This window comes from Yaniella sp., from assembly GCF_030453185.1.
Lineage (GTDB): Bacteria > Actinomycetota > Actinomycetes > Actinomycetales > Micrococcaceae > Yaniella.
The window spans coordinates 1-17846 of sequence record NZ_JAKDKW010000051.1 but is presented as its reverse complement, the minus strand read 5'-3'; the positions used below and the strand labels follow the sequence as shown (position 1 = coordinate 17846).

16 protein-coding genes are annotated in these 17846 nt (G+C 57.0%); 6 read left to right on the top strand and 10 right to left on the bottom strand.

From position 1 onward, the window contains the following. Both L0H14_RS08400 and radA read left to right on the top strand, forming a co-directional pair. Positions 1-888 (top strand): FUSC family protein (locus L0H14_RS08400; RefSeq protein WP_301421642.1); only part of this gene is annotated, 888 nt, incomplete at its 5' end. Positions 889-925: 37 nt separating this feature from the next. Next, a complete protein-coding gene (radA, locus tag L0H14_RS08395) occupies positions 926-2386 on the top strand; it encodes a DNA repair protein RadA (protein WP_301418359.1) in 1461 nt (486 codons plus the stop codon). A 3-nt stretch (positions 2387-2389) separates the two neighbouring features. On the opposite strand, the gene L0H14_RS08390 is transcribed toward radA, so the two are convergent. After that, positions 2390-3025 carry a hypothetical protein gene (locus L0H14_RS08390; RefSeq protein ID WP_301421641.1) on the bottom strand — a complete coding sequence of 212 codons (636 nt, stop codon included), beginning with the start codon at positions 3023-3025 and terminating at the stop codon, positions 2390-2392. A 58-nt stretch (positions 3026-3083) separates the two neighbouring features. On the opposite strand from L0H14_RS08390, the gene L0H14_RS08385 reads away from it, so the two are divergent. Beyond that, positions 3084-4022: an A/G-specific adenine glycosylase gene (locus L0H14_RS08385; RefSeq protein ID WP_301418363.1), complete on the top strand. Its 939-nt coding sequence runs from the start codon at positions 3084-3086 to the stop codon at positions 4020-4022. Positions 4023-4026: 4 nt separating this feature from the next. On the opposite strand, the gene L0H14_RS08380 is transcribed toward L0H14_RS08385, so the two are convergent. Continuing rightward, positions 4027-4602 (bottom strand): TIGR00730 family Rossman fold protein, encoded by a 576-nt coding sequence (locus L0H14_RS08380; RefSeq protein ID WP_301418365.1) that lies wholly within the window; start codon positions 4600-4602, stop codon positions 4027-4029. A gap of 17 nt (positions 4603-4619) precedes the next feature. After that, entirely contained in the window at positions 4620-5144 is a 525-nt protein-coding gene (locus tag L0H14_RS08375; RefSeq protein WP_301418367.1) for an amino-acid N-acetyltransferase, read from the bottom strand. 119 nt (positions 5145-5263) lie between these two features. Here L0H14_RS08375 and L0H14_RS08370 point away from each other — a divergent pair, with 119 nt between their 5' ends. Together L0H14_RS08370 and L0H14_RS08365 are read left to right on the top strand one after the other, a co-directional pair. Next, positions 5264-5767, top strand: coding sequence for a low molecular weight protein-tyrosine-phosphatase (locus L0H14_RS08370; RefSeq protein ID WP_301418369.1), 504 nt, complete (start codon positions 5264-5266; stop codon positions 5765-5767). Further along, complete coding sequence (locus L0H14_RS08365) at positions 5764-6576, top strand: fructosamine kinase family protein (RefSeq protein WP_301418371.1); 813 nt, start codon at positions 5764-5766, stop codon at positions 6574-6576. Before L0H14_RS08370 ends, L0H14_RS08365 begins: the two co-directional genes overlap by 4 nt. A gap of 6 nt (positions 6577-6582) precedes the next feature. Here the strand turns inward: L0H14_RS08365 and L0H14_RS08360 are convergent, their stop codons facing one another. The 5 genes from L0H14_RS08360 to L0H14_RS08340 all read right to left on the bottom strand — a co-directional run bounded on the left by L0H14_RS08360 (position 6583) and on the right by L0H14_RS08340 (position 14085). Continuing rightward, on the bottom strand, positions 6583-8394 hold the full coding sequence (locus tag L0H14_RS08360; protein ID WP_301418373.1) for a BCCT family transporter: 1812 nt from the start codon (positions 8392-8394) through the stop codon (positions 6583-6585). A 184-nt stretch (positions 8395-8578) separates the two neighbouring features. Further along, the gene (locus L0H14_RS08355; protein WP_301418375.1) at positions 8579-11113 is read right to left on the bottom strand and encodes an ATP-dependent Clp protease ATP-binding subunit; all 2535 of its coding nucleotides are present in this window, start codon (positions 11111-11113) and stop codon (positions 8579-8581) included. A 215-nt stretch (positions 11114-11328) separates the two neighbouring features. Continuing rightward, a complete protein-coding gene (locus L0H14_RS08350) occupies positions 11329-11535 on the bottom strand; it encodes a hypothetical protein (RefSeq protein ID WP_301418377.1) in 207 nt (68 codons plus the stop codon). Between the two features lie 15 nt (positions 11536-11550). Next, positions 11551-13095, bottom strand: a complete 1545-nt coding sequence (lysS, locus tag L0H14_RS08345) for a lysine--tRNA ligase (RefSeq protein WP_301418379.1) — start codon at positions 13093-13095, stop codon at positions 11551-11553. 84 nt (positions 13096-13179) lie between these two features. Continuing rightward, complete coding sequence (locus L0H14_RS08340) at positions 13180-14085, bottom strand: LysR family transcriptional regulator (RefSeq protein ID WP_301418381.1); 906 nt, start codon at positions 14083-14085, stop codon at positions 13180-13182. 108 nt (positions 14086-14193) lie between these two features. Between L0H14_RS08340 and gabT the strand changes: the two genes are divergently transcribed. Further along, on the top strand, positions 14194-15522 hold the full coding sequence (gene gabT, locus L0H14_RS08335) for a 4-aminobutyrate--2-oxoglutarate transaminase (protein WP_301418383.1): 1329 nt from the start codon (positions 14194-14196) through the stop codon (positions 15520-15522). 90 nt (positions 15523-15612) lie between these two features. Here the strand turns inward: gabT and L0H14_RS08330 are convergent, their stop codons facing one another. Both L0H14_RS08330 and L0H14_RS08325 read right to left on the bottom strand, forming a co-directional pair. Further along, positions 15613-16161 (bottom strand): YbhB/YbcL family Raf kinase inhibitor-like protein, encoded by a 549-nt coding sequence (locus L0H14_RS08330; RefSeq protein WP_301421640.1) that lies wholly within the window; start codon positions 16159-16161, stop codon positions 15613-15615. Positions 16162-16383: 222 nt separating this feature from the next. Continuing rightward, the coding region (locus L0H14_RS08325) for a M13 family metallopeptidase (protein ID WP_301421639.1) at positions 16384-17846 on the bottom strand (1463 nt) is incomplete at its 5' end.

Here is a 17846-nt window from a genome sequence, read left to right as displayed (position 1 = left end):
GTGACGCTAGGCATACTGGTTGGTGATTCTTTGCAAGCTTTGCTCGGCCAAGGATACTGGCAGGGCGTGATTGTGGTATTCACCACCATTATGCTGGCTCGGTTTATTGATTCCGGGGTTATCTTTACTACGCAGATGTCTATCCAGTCTGTGCTCGTGGTCTTACTACCACTCCCCGACGGCGGACCATTAACGCGCTCCCTCGATGCCGTCATTGGCGGTATTATCGCCATCGCTATCACCATGATCACTCCGGTCTCGTTTCGGAAGGAAACCGTCTCGGGCATGCGTGAGCTCTTCGCTTCGATCACCGATGTGCTGCGGGAACTCTCTGATGCTCTGCGCACGCACGAGTCGCGTAGCGGTTGGGCTGCCCTGATCGAGGCCCGCGGACTCCAGTCCCAAATCGACGCCGTTCGCACCGCAATTTCTACGGCAGGTCAGGCCGCGACCTACTCCCCCGCCCGAAAATCGGCGCGCCAAGATTTGGAAGAGCTGTCGCGCACGTTAGAAAAAACTGATCTGGCAGTTCGTTCCCTGCGCATTATTGCCCGGCGGGTCATCACGGTCATCGATGAACTGGACGCCAAGGCCACAACGGCAGACGACGTGGACAAATTGGCGGACTGGTTTTCCGAAGTCGCCGACGCCGTCGCGGTGCTTGGACGTTCCGCCTCAGAACCGGCAGCTCCCGGTCGCCACCGGTCGCTTTCCATTGCCCGCGATGCACTTGGAGCAGTGACCACCAAGCTGACGCCCACCAATCTGGGTGCGAATACTCTGCACGGTGAGGCCCTGGTGATGATGTGTCGTCCAATGATGGTCGATTTCTTGGAAGCTACCGGCTCGGACCATCCCGAAGCCAGCAGCTACCTGCCCCGCCTGTGATCTTTATCGTGTCCCCGGGTGCGGCTAGGCTGAACCCATGGCCAAAACGAAGACCGGCACGAAGCTTGCCTATAAATGCACCGAATGCGGTTGGATGACCGCCAAGTGGACGGGACGCTGCGGGGAATGCCAAGCCTGGGGCACCATCCAAGAAACAGGCGTCACACCATCCACTGCGCGGACCGCACCCGTTACTGTGACCGTGGATGAGTTGGCACAGCCCATCACCGAAATTGATGCCTCACACGCTGAAAGTTTTCCCACCGGGGTCAGCGAATTCGACCGCGTCCTGGGCTCAGGGCTCGTGCCCGGAGCAGTTATCCTCTTGGCCGGCGAACCAGGTATCGGAAAATCTACGATGGCGCTAGATATCGCCGGTCAGGTCGCCACGACCCGCCGCGATGACAAAAAGCTGCGCACGACCCTGTACCTGACCGGGGAAGAATCAGCAGCACAGGTTCGCCTACGTGCAGAACGCATCGGTGCGATGCACGACAACCTGCTGCTCTCGGCCGAAACCGATCTCAGCCAGGTCCTCGGCCAGGTCGAACAGATCAAACCCGATTTCTTAGTGGTCGACTCGGTCCAAACCATCCAATCAGCGGCCATCGATGGCACCCCGGGCGGTCGCATGCAGATCCAAGAAGTCACCTCTTCGATCATCCGATTGGCCAAACGCCACAACATTGCCACCATTTTAGTGGGCCACGTGACCAAGGAGGGCAGCATTGCCGGGCCGCGCACCATGGAGCACCTGGTCGACGTCGTTTGCCAATTCCACGGCGACCGACACTCTCAACTCCGCTTTATTCGGTCGGTCAAAAACCGTTACGGTTCCACCGACGAGGTCGGCTGCTTTTCCATGAACGATTCAGGCATCACGTCCATTGATGACCCGTCCGGACTGTTCATTAATACGTTCGCCACCCCCATGCCCGGCACCGCCATCACGGTAGCCATGGATGGTCATCGCCCCCTGATGGCTGAAATCCAGGCCCTAGTCGCCGACGGCAGCGGCGGATCCCCCCGCCGGGTCGTCACAGGTCTTGTCCAGTCCCGGCTCAACACGGTGGTGGCCATCTTATCGCGGCACCTCAACCTGTCGCTGATCACCCAGGACGTCTATGTCTCGACCGTGGGCGGTATCAGCGTCAATGAACCCGCCGCAGATTTGGCCATGGCGGCAGCGATCATCTCATCCCGCAAAAATCTCCCACTGCCACGGAGCACGGTGACCATCGGTGAGCTATCCCTGGCCGGCGAACTTCGCCCGGTGGCCGGCACGGAGCGCCGCCTGAAAGAAGCGCACCGGCTCGGCTTCACCCACGCCGTCATACCCAAGGACGATGACACTAAAGCGCCACCGGGGATGCGCGTCTATCGGACCCCTTCATTGCTCGATGCCATGAGCACGATCTTCGATCCAGAACGCAGGCCAGCCCCATCACCAAGTCATGACAGGATGGCCAAGGTGTTCACGCTGCACCCCGACGAATAGAACCTACTGCAGCTCAAACGACACAGGATCGGCGGTCTGTTCGCCCATCCCAACGGTCAGCTGATACTCGCCAGCCGAAATGTCCTCAACCACCGACTGGCAGTCCTCGTCGGTGCCGACACGTTCCCACTGGAACTCGACTGACTCAGACTGTCCCGGCTCCATCTCCACAACCTGAGACTGGGGATCCACCTGGCAAGATTGCGTGGAGAAAACATACTCACCCTCGGAGTCTTCCACCACAAAATTTTGCTCATCCGGCCCAAGCGAGGCGTCACATAGCTCATCGCCGTCGTGCGTAATGGTCATGGCAAACGTTGGAAACTCATCTTCGGCATACGCTTCTTGGTCCGTTGACCCCGCCAAGGAAAGCACCTCAGGATCACAAGCATCGGCTGCCTGCTCAGATTCCTTATCACTGGGCGATTCCGAGGGCGATGGTTCCACCGATTCGCTGACCGTGGGTTCAGGCGTGGGCGACGACTCTTCGTCATCGGGTAAAAACAGGCCAATCAACGCCCAAATGCCCCAGCCGACAAGCGCCAAAAGCACAATCAGAATGACGACGGCGACAATACGGCGTCGTCGAAGGATATGCGGCGGAATACGTCGTGGGCGTGGGGGAAGATTATCGGCCATACCCAATAGTTTAGCGATTCTTCCTGGCAGTCAGCTAGCCACAGCTAGCATAGAGATCATGTCCTCCACTGATCACCAACTCACCGAACACCATGTGTCCGACGTTAGGACTCGCATTCTTGACTGGTACGCCGACAACGGTCGAGATTTACCATGGCGCGACCCGGAAACCACCGCCTGGGGTGTGTTGGTTTCAGAGGTCATGCTGCAACAAACCCAGGTTTCCCGGGTGTGGGATTCGTGGTTGGCATGGATGAAACGTTGGCCCGGGCCCGCCGATTTGGCCGAAGCTGAAGCCTCCGATGTACTCATCATGTGGGGGCGCCTCGGGTATCCCCGGCGTGCGCTGCGCCTGCATGAAACCGCCAAAGCTGTGGTGACTGCACACAACGGCGTCCTCCCCGCAGATCCAGAACTCTTGCTGCAACTACCCGGTATTGGCGAATATACCGCCGCTGCGGTCTCATCCTTCGCTTTCGGCATCCCGGAAGTCGTGATCGACACCAACATTCGGCGAGTGCACGCGAGGATTTTCTCCGGCAAAGGCGCCGGTGCCCCAAATCTAACTGCAGCCGAACGGAAACTTGCAGCACAACTGATGCCCGACACCTCCACGGCGCAGGGCCTCCAGGATGCCAATACATGGAACGTTGCTGCCATGGAATTAGGCGCACTCATTTGTACTGCGCGAGCTCCGAAATGCGATCAGTGCCCGGTACTGAACCAGTGCGCTTGGGTTGCTGCCGGCAAGCCTGAGCCAGAGACAAAGGCGAAAACACAGTCCTGGAACGGCTCTGACCGCCAGGTGCGCGGGGCGATCATGGGTGTACTGCGAGCGAAGGGTGCAGTCGACGTCGGAACACTCCAGACGACCGTTGAGGCCACCGGGCAACTGGGACGTCACCTACCCGAAGTCTCCCAGTGGGACCGTGCGGTCAACGGACTGGTGACGGATGGGTTGGCCGTACTCGATGACAAAATCCTCGCACTGCCTTAGTACTTCAAGTTGAAGACGAGGGCTGCCGGCACCAATCGTCTATGGCAGTCAGTAAACTCCGGGTGTCGTCGGCAACGATCAGTGCCTGACGAAAAGCGGACCGAATGAAACCCTGTGCTTGCATATGATCCAACATATTGATCAGTGGGTCCCAGAAACCATCGACGTTATACAGCGCGACAGGTTTGGTGTGCAATCCCAGCTGCTGCCAAGTCCATATCTCAAAGAGTTCTTCCAGTGTCCCTGCACCTCCCGGTAGTGCCACAAATGCGTCACCGAGTTCGGCCATGCGTGCTTTACGTGCGTGCATGTCGGGCACCATATCGAGGCGAGTCAATCCTTGATGAGGCACTTCTCGGTCGGCTAGCGACTGGGGCATCACACCGATGACTTCGCCGCCGGCGTTGAGTGCTGCGTCGGCGACGGCACCCATCAGGCCAACGTGTCCGCCACCAAAAACGATCCCATAGCCCGCATCAGCGATATCGTGTCCGAAATTCTGGACTGCTTGGAGATACGTTGGCGAATTCCCGGCCGAGGAACCAGTAAAGACCGTGAGTCGCCCTGCTTGTTGTGCCACGCAGTCGTCCTTTGCGTCTAGTTGCGGTCCGGACGTTTTGCTAGGTCCACGATCATGCGCGTATTGCCCAGGGTATTCGGTTTGACGCGTGCCAGGTCCAGGAATTCTGCGACGCCTTCATCCGTGGAAAGTAACAGTTGGTTGAATACGGCTGGGTCCAACACCGACTGGTCGTTCATCACTTCGAAGCCATGACGCTGGAAAAACGAGGTTTCAAAGGTCAAACAAAACACGTGCTGGACACCGAGGTCCTCGGCTTTATCTAACAGCGCGTTGAGCACGACGCCGCCGACACCGCGACCTTGGAAAGCATCGAGGGTGGCCAGTGTACGAACTTCGGCTAGGTCTTCCCACATGACGTGTAGGGCGCCGAAACCCACGATCTCGCCGTCCGCATTTTCGGCCATCAAAAATTCTTGGATAGCTTCGAAGTAGGCAACTTTATCTTTATCTAACAGCACACGATCGGTGGCCAGTGGTTGAACCATCGAACGAATGACTTTGACGTCTTGTGTGCGGGCCGGGCGGACTGTAATTTCCATTCTTCCAACTGTAATGGTTAACCACGTATCCGGCGAGAGGGTAGTGCCGGATGTGCCAGCTGCGGACACGGCACAATGGGCCTGGTCAAACGCAGTGACTTATCCCCACAATGGTAACCATGAGAATATTGACTGTTTGTCTTGGAAATATTTGCCGCTCCCCCGCCGCCGAGTCGGTGCTCGTTCACAAATTATCGCAAGCCGGCATCGACGCCGAGGTAGCCTCGGCCGGTACTGCCGATTATCACATTGGCAAAGACGCCCACGATCTGACCCGAAAAGTTGGTCACGAGCGCGGTTATGCCTTCACTTCGGTTGCAGACCAGGTGACGCCCGCACACCTCGACCAGGCGGATCTGGTGTTGGCCATGGACCAGTCCAACATGGAAAATTTGTTGGCCATTACAGAAAATGATGAACAGCGTGCCAAGATCATACGCTTTGGGGCGTTTGGTTCCACCGTTGATCGCGACGGTATTGCTGATGTCCCCGATCCGTACGGCAACCCCGAGGAAGCCTTCGTAGACATGTATAACCAAATCGAAGACGCCGTACAGGGCCTCGTCAAAGCAATCCAAGACGACAGCCTCAACAGCATCAAGCAGCGCTACGGGAACCAATGAGCCTAACCGGCGCGACCTCAACGATCACACTTGACGACGGCACCCCGGCGTTCCGCAAGGCGCTAGCCCAGGCGCCAGCAGGGTTCTTTGCCTTCGAAGCCGCCGGCCTGCAAGCGTTACGTGACTTCGGAGCCAGGGTGCCAAAGGTTTATGAGGTCACCGATGAGCACCTGGTCATTGAAGTAGTCGAGGCCAACTATTCCACCCGGATCAGTAATCCCGAGTATGCGTTTGGTCAGGAGCTTGCCCGATTACACCTGGGCAGTCAGCAAGCCGTCGATCAGCACCAGACATTCGGCAGCCTAGAGGGTCTTCGCCACTGGTTTCTCGGTGGTGCAGAGATTGATCTGCAACCGACCACCACACTGTATGAATCGTTGGTGGTCAATCGGATTCTGCCGTTAACCCAACGCGCGATTGATGCGGGGCGCTTGGATTCGACCGCGCTCGACATGGCTCGAGCTCTTACTGAGCAGCATTTTGGTCCCCTTGAACCGCCGGCCCTCGTACACGGGGATCTGTGGGCCGGCAATCGTCTGGTCGATGGCTCAGGAGCCAGTTGGCTCATTGATCCGTCCTGCCATTGGGGCCATCGGGAACAGGACATTGCCATGATGCAACTGTTTGGTGGCTTCGGCCCCGAAGTTATCGAAAGCTACCAGGACACCTTCCCGCTGGCCGAAGGTTGGCAAAATCGCGTGTCAGCCTTCCAGCTAGTACCACTGTTAGTGCACGCGATATTGTTTGGCGGTGGTTATGGTGCCGCCACCCTGCGCGCATTTGAACAAGCACTGCAGGGTGGCGGATAACCGCAGTTAGCCATCGTCTCTTGGGCTCGGACCATCCGGAGGTGGCTGCTCGATCCCTTGCTTCCTCCGCAACCACGCGGAACCTGTCCGTGCTGACAGCGTGCCTCGGGGCCCAATGAGGCGTTCTTCCTCGAGGTATGGGTCTCGCATAACCGGCCGTTCATCGGCGGCCTCTGGCTCCACGACGACTTCGGTTGTGTCGTGTCCATCTTCGTCTTGACGGCGCTCGTGTTCCTCTGGCGGCAGCACTTTCTTCCAGGAGCGGGTCCGTACCGGAGGCAGCTCACTGGCGTCTTCCCGAAGGGCTCTATGCAGTGCATACATTTGGAAATACGCCAGCACAAAGAATGGCAGTCCGACTAGGACCACAAGCTGTTCAAGCGCTTCCAATCCGCCCGAGCCAGAGAATACCAGCAGGGTCGCAGTAATCAGTGCAATCGCGACTGCCCAGAAGATTCTCTGTCCCAACGGGTTGAAGTCTTCGTGACCGTTGGCCATCGTGTCAGTCACCAGGGCTGCTGAGTCGACCGAGGTAATAAAGAAGATCACGACCAGGATGATCGCGATCACCGAGATGAATAGCGTGGCGGGATAGTGCTCCAGAAACGCAAACAGCGAACCAGGGATATCTCCCTCTTCAACAACACTTTCTACCAGACCACCTTCACCGTTGAGTTCGATGTCGAAAGCGGAGTGTCCGAAGATGCCAAACCAGATCACGGAGAACCCCGCCGGGACCGCGAGGACGCCTGACACAAATTGGCGTATTGTGCGGCCCTTGGATATTCGGGCAATGAAGATACCGACGAAAGGTGACCAACTAATGGTCCAAGCCCAGTAAAACACCGTCCAAGAATCTTGCCATCCGGAATCTGCATACGTGTCGTTCCACAATGCCAGTTCGGGCAAGTTCATCAGATAGCTTCCGGCTGATTCGACGGTACCTTGCAGGACAAACAACGTGGAACCGGTCAATAGGATAAAGACCAGCAGTGCTACGGCCATCCAGATATTGAGGTTCGAGAGAACTTTAATACCTTTGTCTAAGCCCAGTGCAACCGAGATCATTGCGACGCCGCCGACCACGCCAATGATGACCAGCTGCCATAGGGCTCCCTCAGAGATACCGAACACCCGGTTGATACCGCTGTTGATTTGCAAGGCGCCCAGGCCCAGCGAAACTGCCACACCAAAAACCGTCCCTACAATGGCGACGATATCGACGAACTTACCTACCGGCCCGTGGATCCGTTCACCAATAATGGGTTGAAAGATCGAGCTCACCCGGGGTGGCAGGTTCCGTTTGTGAATGAAATAGGCGAAGCATAGTGCAGGTAGCGCAAAGATGGCCCAGGTGTGCAGCGTGAAGTGATACAGCGTGAAGTTCATAGCGTCTACTGCTGCCTCAGAAGTCCCCGCTTCGATGCCCAACGATGGCCCACGGGGCGGGTCTCCGAAATGGCTGACCGGTTCTGCAACACCCCAGAACATAAGGATACTGCCGATCCCAGCAGCAAAGAGCATGCCGAACCAAGCTGCTCCGGAGTGCTCTGGTTTCTCATCATCGGGGCCCAGTCTGACGCCACCAAACCTGCTAATCGCCATGTAGAGCAGGAACACGAGGAACAAGGTCACACCCAGAATATAGAACCAGCCTAGGTTCGTATACAGCCAGTCGGAGGCGGCGCTCACCGCGGCATCCATAGGTTCGGTAAAGACGACCGTCATGATCACGAATACGATGATTACGGCGGCGGAACCAAAGAAGATTGTCGGCGACGTTCGTAATCGCAGCAGGTCGTGCAATCGGGTCAGCATGGCATCAGCTCCTCGAGGTCAAACGATTCTTGTCAGATTGTTAGACTTCATACTATCGCACTGATTCTGACCCCGACGTGGCAATACGGGAAGCTTTCGACGACGCCAACTTTTTTCTGGCATAAAAATAGCCGGGATCCAAGGGGCTTCTTGGAACCCGGCTATTTCGCTTGGGCGTCAGTTTTTAGCTGTCGCTACCCGCTTCGATGGCTTCACGCTCTGGTGCAGCCTCGATGGTGTCTGGCGCGTTGACGTACTCGAACACGAGTTCGGCGTCCTTGCCCTCACCCTTCTTCGTTACAAGGATGTGAGTGTGAGCTGGGATCTCACCAAACAGCAGTTTCTCGGAAAGTTTGTCTTCCAGCATGTCCTGAACGGTACGGCGGAGCGGACGTGCACCCATGGAGGGGTCGTAACCGCGTTCTGCCAGCAGTTCCTTGGATGCTTGATCCAGTTCGATGCTCATGTTCTGTTCTTTCAAACGTTCCTGCAGGCTACCGATAAACAGGTCAACAATCTCGATGATTTCTGACAGGGACAGCTGTGGGAAGACAATGACGTCATCCACACGGTTCAGGAACTCTGGGCGGAAGTGCTGACGCAGCTCCTGCTGGACAGTTGCCTTCATCCGTTCATAGCCGGTCTCGGTATCAGAAATCGATTGGAAACCAGTCTGGACACCACGAGCAATGTCGAAGGTACCCAGGTTGGTCGTCATGATGATGACCGTGTTCTTGAAGTCCACGACACGACCCTGTGAGTCGGTCAGGCGGCCTTCTTCCAGAATCTGCAGCAGCGAGTTGAAGAGGTCCTGGTGGGCTTTTTCAACTTCGTCAAACAGGACTACGGAGAATGGACGACGACGGACCTGTTCGGTCAGCTGGCCACCTTCTTCGTAGCCGACGTAGCCCGGAGGGGCACCGAATAGGCGTGAGACGGTGTGCTTCTCTTGGAATTCTGACATGTCCAAGGTGATCAGAGCGTCTTCATCACCGAAGAGGAACTCTGACAGCGTCTTTGCCAGTTCAGTCTTACCAACACCGGTTGGACCGGCGAAGATAAAGGAACCGGTTGGACGGTGCGGATCCTTGAGCCCGGCGCGGGTACGACGAATCGCACGTGACAGGGACTTGACTGCTTCGTCCTGGCCAATGACCCGGCGGTGCAGCTCGTCTTCCATGTTGCGCAGACGCTCGGCTTCGGTTTCGGAGAGACGGAATACCGGGATGCCGGTGGACTTCGAGAGCACTTCGGCAATCAAGTCTTCGTCTACTTCGGCGATACCATGAGCGGCTTCGTCACGCCATTCTTGTTCTTTTTGGTTGCGTTCGTCCTGCAGCGTCTGTTCTTTGTCACGCAGTGAGGCAGCGCCTTCGAAGTCTTGGCCGTCGATGGCGGCTTCCTTCTCTTTGCGAACTTCCTCGATGCGTGCGTCGTATTCTTTGATCTCGGGTGGAGTCGACATGCGCTGAATGCGTAGTCGAGCGCCTGCCTCATCGATCAGATCGACGGCCTTATCTGGCAAGAAACGATCTGAAATGTAGCGGTCTGCCATGGTGGCTGCCGCTTGCAGTGCTTCATCGGTAATGGAAACACGGTGATGTGCTTCGTAACGATCGCGGAGGCCGCGCAGAATGGCGACAGAGTCTTCAACGGACGGTTCATCGACTTGGATCGGTTGGAAACGACGTTCCAGAGCCGCATCTTTTTCAATGTGTTTACGGTACTCGTCGAGGGTGGTTGCCCCGATGGTCTGCAGTTCGCCGCGTGCCAACATTGGCTTCAGAATCGATGCTGCATCGATGGCGCCTTCTGCGGCACCGGCTCCGACCAGCGTGTGAATCTCATCGATAAACAGGATGATGTCGCCGCGGGTGCGGATTTCTTTGAGGACCTTCTTCAGGCGCTCTTCGAAATCACCACGGTACCGGGAACCGGCGACCAGTGAGCCAAGGTCCAGCGTGTAGACCTGTTTATCTTTCAAAGTCTCTGGGACGTCGTCACGAACGATGGCTTGTGCCAGACCTTCGACGACGGCGGTTTTACCAACGCCGGGCTCACCGATGAGTACCGGGTTGTTCTTGGTACGGCGAGACAGCACCTGCATGACGCGTTCCATCTCGTCGGAACGGCCAATAACAGGGTCGAGTTTCGACTCGCGTGACGCTGCGGTCAGGTTGGTGCCGAACTGGTCGAGTACGACCGAGCCGGCTTGCTGGCCCTGGCTGCCGCCGCTGGATGAGACGCCTGCGGTTTCTTTGCCTTCGCCTTCACCTGAGCCCTGGTAGCCCGAGAGCAACTGGATCACAGTCTGACGTACCCGGTTGAGGTCGGCGCCCAGCTGCACAAGTACCTGTGCTGCTACGCCTTCGCCCTCACGGATCAGACCCAGCAGGATGTGCTCGGTGCCGATGTAGTTGTGGCCCAGCTGCAGTGCTTCACGCAGTGACAGCTCCAGAACTTTTTTGGCGCGCGGGGTGAAGGGGATGTGGCCGGATGGGGCTTGCTGGCCCTGACCAATAATTTCCCGCACCTGCTCGCGTACTGCGCCCAGGGACACGTCTAGGGACTGGAGGGCTTTGGCGGCCACGCCGTCACCCTCATGGATTAACCCGAGCAGGATGTGCTCGGTGCCGATGTACGAGTGGTTGAGCATCCGCGCTTCTTCCTGCGCAAGTACCACTACTCGTCGGGCCCGATCGGTGAATCTTTCAAACATAGGCACACTCCTCGCTGACTATTGACTCTGATCGTACTGAGTTATAAATCGTATTGAGACTGCTGTTCACTGCTGGGCGAAGGAAATGCGCCATTTTTACCTAAAGCTGAGTCAAATTGGCTCAAGGTAGAACTTGCACAACTCAAGACCTTTTACCCAAAGGTAATTGTCTGGAGATAGGATAACCAGGTTTGAACCCGCATTATTCCCACAACTTAGAGCTTTTTTGCAGTCTCATTTTCGTCGACGCCGCGTTGTTGGGCAGCACGCCGTGCAGCCCAAGCCTGGGCCTCACGTTCTTCAGCATCACGGCGGGCATCGCGCTCACCCGAGTCACCTCGGAATAGCGAGCGCATGACCAACCAGAAGATAAAGAATAGCCCGACTGACGGGGCTAGGACTTCAAAGTAATCCCAAAACACGTCCAAAGCGTCTCCTTACTCGTCACCCTCTGGTTTCAGCAGCGGGAACAGTATGGTTTCACGGATGCCGGTGCCGGTCAACAGCATGACCAACCGATCTACGCCCATACCGAGACCACCGGTTGGGGGTGCACCATATTCTAGGGCGCGCAGGAAGTCGTGATCCAGTTGCATGGCCTCTTCATCGCCAGCAGCTGCAGCATCTGATTGTGCGGTCAAACGCTCACGCTGGATGACCGGGTCAATCAGTTCCGAAAACGCGGTACCGATCTCGTAGCCGTTGATGATCAGGTCCCAGGCTTCGACCATCCGCGAATCTTCCCGATGCGGGCGGGCCAATGGCTGTGCTGCTTGCGGGTAATGGTAAACAAACGTCGGTTGAATGATGTTCGGTTCGACCAGTTCATCAAACAGTTCTAGTGCCAGCTGCTGGACATCGAGATTTTCGTCGACGTCGATGTGGTGTTTCTTGGCGATGGCCAACAGGTCTTCGGCAGACGTATCCGGAGTGATCTCCTGACCCGCGGCCTCTGAGACAGCCGGGTAAAATTCTTTCCATTCCCACGGCTCATCAAGCACCACGGTGTTGCCTTCTGGCGTCTGCAGTTCTTTGCCAACTCCAGCGGCTTCGGCGGCAGACAGAATGATTTCTCGGATGCGATCGGCCATACCGTACATATCCGAGTAGGCTTCGTAGGCCTCCAACATGGTGAATTCAGGAGAGTGCGTGGAGTCGACACCCTCGTTGCGGAAGACTCGACCAATTTCAAAAATCTTGTCGATGCCGCCAACTACGGCACGCTTCAGATACAGCTCGGTAGCAATGCGAAGCGTCATCGTCTGATCAAATGCGTTCAAGTGTGTCTCGAATGGACGGGCTTGAGCGCCACCGTGGATGAGCTGCAAGATCGGGGTTTCAACCTCGATGTAACCCTGATCTTCCAGTGCACGGCGAATCGAGCGCACGACGCCGGAGCGCTTGTGCACCATCTCGGCGGCTTCTTGGCGCACGATCAAGTCTGCGTAGCGCTGACGGACGCGAGTCTCGTCTGCAAGATCTGCGTGCAGTACCGGCAGCGGACGCAGCGCCTTAGATGCCATCGTCCAGGAATCGGCCATGATCGACAGCTCGCCGCGTTTAGACGCGATCACTTCACCCGTTACGGCAATGTGGTCGCCCAGATCGGCCAAGCGTTTATAAGCATCGAGCGCCTCAGCGCCGACACGCCCCTGCGACAGCATGACCTGGAGACGTGGGTGATCGCCGACCTCACCACCTTCTTGCAGGGTGGCGAACGCCAGCTTTCCGGTATTCCGTTGGAAAACGATGCGCCCGGCCACCGAAACAATGTCACCGGTTTCTTCGCCTGCTTCAAGATTCGGATACTTTTCACGAATCTGGGCAAGCGAATGGGTTCGTGTTACTTCAACGGGATAGGCTTGGACCCCCGCGTCGAGGAGTTCTTGGCGTTTCGCGTGCCGAACTTTTCGCTGATCACGGGTATTGGCGGCGCCGTCACCGGCGGTCTGATTGGCATTAGCTGCATTGGTCGTACTCACGACCAACAGTCTAACCGCGGATACTCCGCGGAGCTGCGTTATGTCTGGTTCGGGCGATTTAATCGCGGCTGGCTCACAGCCCAGCTAGCCAACTGGATCAAACGGTCCGGGCGTCAATTCTGGGTACCGAGTTTGCGCGAAACTCGCTAACCGTTCGGCCAGAGCTTGTACCTGATCCAGCGCGTAGTGATCAGCACGCCAACCAGCATGTAACCACACCGATAAGATCCCAGAGCCCGTGGAGATTTTTGCCGGCTTCAAACCAAAGTAGGCGTCTTCGGTGACGACGGCGACCCCGTTGCCCGTAGCGACCAGTGCTTGAGCAACGCGACCTGAATTCGTTTCGACAATTTGCGGCACGGTGAGCCCAGCGACGTCAACCGCCCCATCTAACACTCTGCGCGACATGAAGTCTGTGGTGGCTACCACGACGCGCTCCCCCACAAGTTCTTCGAGTGGAATATGCTCACGATTCGCCCACGGGTGGTCTGGGGCAACGTAGGCCCATACTGGTAATTCCACCAGGGCGATCGAGCCAAATTCTTCGGGTGGTTCCGAAGGCATGATCACTAAATCCGCGGTGTTGACTGCCTGCTGGAGAGACGCACCGAGCGGGGTTTCGATCACGTGGGAGTGGAGTTGCGAAGAATCTAGGGTCGCGACGAAGGGGATCACGATGTCGATTAGTGTGGTGCCCGGTGCAGCAAAAGTGATTTCGGAAAACGTTCCGGTTGCCAGCATGCGCGCAAACGCTTCGGCCTTATGTATTTCGTTGACGACGGTTTGGGCAGTCGGGAGAAATGCTTCCCCGGCGGCCGTCAACGCCACACCGGAGTGGTGGGCCTGCAATAGCTCCACCTTGAGGTGCCGCTGCAGCTTTTGCAGCTGTCGCGACAGTGCCGGCTGAGTGATGTTTAACCTGCGCGCTGCCAGCGACACGTTTCGAGTTTCCGATACCGTGAGAAACGCTGCGAGTAACCGTTCATCCATAACTGTTAAGCATACCCACCATGAACAGATTCTATTGGCCGAACATAAGCGCGGTGGTTCATAATGATGATGAATACTTGTCATCGTCCTGCAACGTTAGGAATCCTCATGTCGCGTGAACCGCTCGACCAGTCTCGAAAACTCGTTACCGAACTCCCCGGGCCAAAAGCTCGTGAGCTGCGCGAACGCCTTGAAACGTACGTTCCTAAGGCCGTGAGCCCCTCGACGCCAGCATTTGTCTCGCGTGCAGAAGGCGGCATCGTGGAAGACGTTGACGGTAATCGCTTGATCGACCTGGGTGCGGGCATCGCCGTCACCACCGTGGGTGCATCCCATCCAAAAGTCGTCAAAGCCGTGCAGGACCAGGTCGCAGACTTCACCCACACCTGCTTTATGGTTACCCCGTATGAGTCCTACATTCAGTTGGCTCAACGCCTCGATGATCTTGCCCCGATCCCCGGCCAGACCCGCACCGTGCTGTTGAACTCCGGTGCCGAAGCCGTTGAGAACGCTGTCAAAGTTGCACGCGCCTACACCGGTAAACAGGCTGTTGCGGCCTTCGATAACGCCTATCACGGTCGCACCACCCTGACCATGGGCCTGACCGCCAAAAACATGCCGTATAAGGAATCCTTCGGCCCGTTCGCATCCGAACTGTATCGCGTGCCGGGCTCCTACCCGTACCGCGATGGTCTCAGTGGCGAAGAAGCTGCCGCTCGCACCATTGAATCGTTGGAGTCCCAGGTCGGTGCCAACAACTTGGCCGCCGTCATCATGGAACCCATCCAGGGCGAAGGTGGCTTCATCGTGCCCGCCGAGGGGTTCCTGGCCAAGGTTGTCGAGTGGTGCAAAGCCAACGATGTGCTGTTTATCGCCGATGAAGTCCAAACCGGCTTTGTTCGCACCGGTGCCTGGTTCGCTTCGGATATCGAAGGCATCGAACCGGATCTTATTGCCCTGGCAAAAGGTATCGCCGGCGGTATGCCGCTCTCTGCTGTCACCGGTCGCGCCGAAGTCATGGACGCCGTCCACGCTGGTGGTCTGGGTGGGACCTACGGTGGTAACCCGGTAGCCGTCGCTGCTGGTATTGCTTCACTTGAGGTTATGGAAGAAGAAGGTCTGGCGGCCAAGGCCAATCGCATTGGTGAAATCATCACCGAACACTTCACCCAGATTCAAAAAGACGACCCACGCGTTGGTGACATTCGCGGTCGTGGCGCCATGATGGCCGTTGAAATGGTCGACCCGGAGACCAAGGAACCGCTGCCGAAGCTCGTCAACGACATTGCTGTCGAAGCCCGCAAACAAGGTGTCATTACCCTGACCGCCGGTACTTACGGCAACGTGCTGCGCTTCCTACCACCGGTTGTTATCGGTGAAGACCTCCTGCAAGAGGGCCTGAGCGTGATCACCGATATTCTGGCTGAAATAAAATAGCCTTCGAGCGTTCTCGTCTCGACAGCTGAACCCACTGTGGCCGCAACCGGATTTGGTTGCGGCCACAGTATTTAACCCGTGCTTTTGGGGTTAGCGTCCGAAGAGTCCGGTGATCCGACCGCGGCCAATGGCGTGCTTGAACAGGTTGAACCCGACCTGAGCGGCGGTTGCATCGGGGCCGAGTTCTAAAGCAGTGTCGACGGCGTGGACGACAAACATGTAGCGGTGTTCAATGTGTCCTTCTGGCGGAGCTGCGCCTGTGTAGCCGGCCACATTGCGATCATTGGGCAAGAAGATTGGACCTTGGCCCTCGCCTGAAACGTTAAAAGCTGACCAATCGATCTCGTCCCAGCGCAAGGCGCCGCCGGCTATCGAGGTGACGGTTGCCGGAATATTGAAGGCCGACATATGCCAGAAGCCGCTGGCTGTCGGTGCGTCTGGATCCAAGCAGGTCAGCGCGAACGTTTCGGTGCCGTCTGGGATATTGGTCCAAGAAAGCTGAGGCAGCTCATCGCGTCCACCCAGGTTGAGACTTTCCATGACGGAGCGGGTAGGCAGTGGGCCGCCGTCGGTAAAGTCCTCGCTGGTCAACGCAATTTCAGGTAATGCTGGAAGTGGTTCATACGGATCAAAACTCATATCTGCATCCTCGCATGCGGCTCCGATGGCGTCCAGGTGGATGCTGACATTTGCGTGTGCCCAAGCTGATCATGGCAGGAACTTGTTCTGCTCAGTCCCCCATCGGTTAGAACGTATCGGAAGACGATAACCTCAGACGAAGAACCAACTGATGAACCACGAACGCCTCGAGCCGATCCATCATGAACCGACCCGAGGCGATGTAGTTAAATGGCGTGGTGCTTACCAGATGGTGACGCGCTGTTCTGGCTCAAGCCACATGTCGTCACCCTGTTTGGTTCCGTATGCTTCGTGGAACGCATCCAGGTTCTTGACCACCTGATTGGAACGAAACTCGTTTGGTGAGTGCGGGTCCGTTGAAACACGGGTGACCGCAGCTTCAGGACGAATCAGCTGGCGCCACACGGACGCCCAAGACTCAAAGAACTGCCGGTCAATTGCCTTACGGCCTTCCGGATCGTTTGGATCCATGCCCTGAGCTTTAACTGCCTCGGGGTTTTGCTCCAAGTACAGGTAGAGCGCTTTATGGCTAATACCCAGACCGCCGAGGTCACCGATATTCTCACCGAGCGTCAGTTCACCATTCACGTGGTGGTCGGGAGCTTCTGCGGGTGCCAGGACCTTGTACTGATCAATCAGCGATTCGGTTCGTTGGGTAAACGCCACGCGATCCTCGTCAGTCCACCAGTTGTTCAGTGCGCCGTCGCCGTCGTACTGTGAACCCTGGTCATCAAAGCCGTGACCAATTTCGTGGCCGATGACCGCACCGATGCCGCCAAAGTTTTGGGCAGGGGTAGCTTCGGGTGCGAAGAACGGCGGCTGCAAGATGGCCGCCGGGAAGACGATCGCGTTTTCTAACGGCGAGTAATAGGCATTGACCGTCTGCGGGCTCATGTGCCACTCTTCAGGATCCGGGCCGTCTTCGATTTTGGACAAGTTGTCTTCGAAGTCGTGGGCGGAGATGCCATCTAGGGTCGCGACCAAATCGGTGGCGTCGACGGCGATATCCGAGTAGTCGTGCCATTTCACCGGGTAGCCAACCATCGGGTTGAACTTGGACAGTTTCTCAAGGGCACGCTTGCGAGTTTCCTCACCCATCCACGGCAGTTGTGAGATGGAGGCAGCGTAGGCCTGCTGGAGCGCATCAACGAGCTGATCCATATCCTGGCGATGCGATTCAGTGTAGTGCTTGGCCACATAGAGGCGGCCTACGTCTTCACCGAGACTGGAGTTGACCAGGCTTACGGCGCGTTTCCAGCGGGGACGCAGTTCTTCAGTACCGGACAGCACCTTGCTGAACTCGAAATTGGCTTGCACGAAAGCATCCGATAGGTATGGTGCGTGAGAAGAAATGAGGTGCAACTTCAGCCAGATGCGCCAGGATTTGACGGGTTCCGAAGCCAGTAACTCTTCCAGTCCGGTCAAGAAGTCTGGCTGCCAGACGACAATTTCTTCCGAACGGTTTTCGCGTTTCTGACCCGGGGCCATGTTCATACCGGTCAACCAGTGGATGCCCGAGGGGAATTCTTCCAAAAGGGCATCGCGAGTATAAAGATTGTAGCGTTTAACCGCATCTCGCACCGAGACAATATCCCAGTGTTTCTCCGCAATCTTGGTTTCCAGATCGATGACCCGCTTAGCCATCTTTCGTGCACGCTTTTCGGTCGGCGCCAGCTCGGATAGCA

What these genes read in the sequence shown, in the direction of transcription:
- L0H14_RS08390 (WP_301421641.1), bottom strand. Translation starts at nt 3,025, where the DNA reads ATGGCCGATAATCTTCCCCCACGCCCACGACGTATTCCGCCGCATATC.
- L0H14_RS08330 (WP_301421640.1), bottom strand. Translation starts at nt 16,161, where the DNA reads ATGAGTTTTGATCCGTATGAACCACTTCCAGCATTACCTGAAATTGCG.
- gabT (WP_301418383.1), top strand. Translation starts at nt 14,194, where the DNA reads ATGTCGCGTGAACCGCTCGACCAGTCTCGAAAACTCGTTACCGAACTC.
- L0H14_RS08375 (WP_301418367.1), bottom strand. Translation starts at nt 5,144, where the DNA reads ATGGAAATTACAGTCCGCCCGGCCCGCACACAAGACGTCAAAGTCATT.
- L0H14_RS08340 (WP_301418381.1), bottom strand. Translation starts at nt 14,085, where the DNA reads ATGGATGAACGGTTACTCGCAGCGTTTCTCACGGTATCGGAAACTCGA.
- L0H14_RS08360 (WP_301418373.1), bottom strand. Translation starts at nt 8,394, where the DNA reads ATGCTGACCCGATTGCACGACCTGCTGCGATTACGAACGTCGCCGACA.
- L0H14_RS08355 (WP_301418375.1), bottom strand. Translation starts at nt 11,113, where the DNA reads ATGTTTGAAAGATTCACCGATCGGGCCCGACGAGTAGTGGTACTTGCG.
- L0H14_RS08365 (WP_301418371.1), top strand. Translation starts at nt 5,764, where the DNA reads ATGAGCCTAACCGGCGCGACCTCAACGATCACACTTGACGACGGCACC.
- L0H14_RS08370 (WP_301418369.1), top strand. Translation starts at nt 5,264, where the DNA reads ATGAGAATATTGACTGTTTGTCTTGGAAATATTTGCCGCTCCCCCGCC.
- radA (WP_301418359.1), top strand. Translation starts at nt 926, where the DNA reads ATGGCCAAAACGAAGACCGGCACGAAGCTTGCCTATAAATGCACCGAA.
- L0H14_RS08385 (WP_301418363.1), top strand. Translation starts at nt 3,084, where the DNA reads ATGTCCTCCACTGATCACCAACTCACCGAACACCATGTGTCCGACGTT.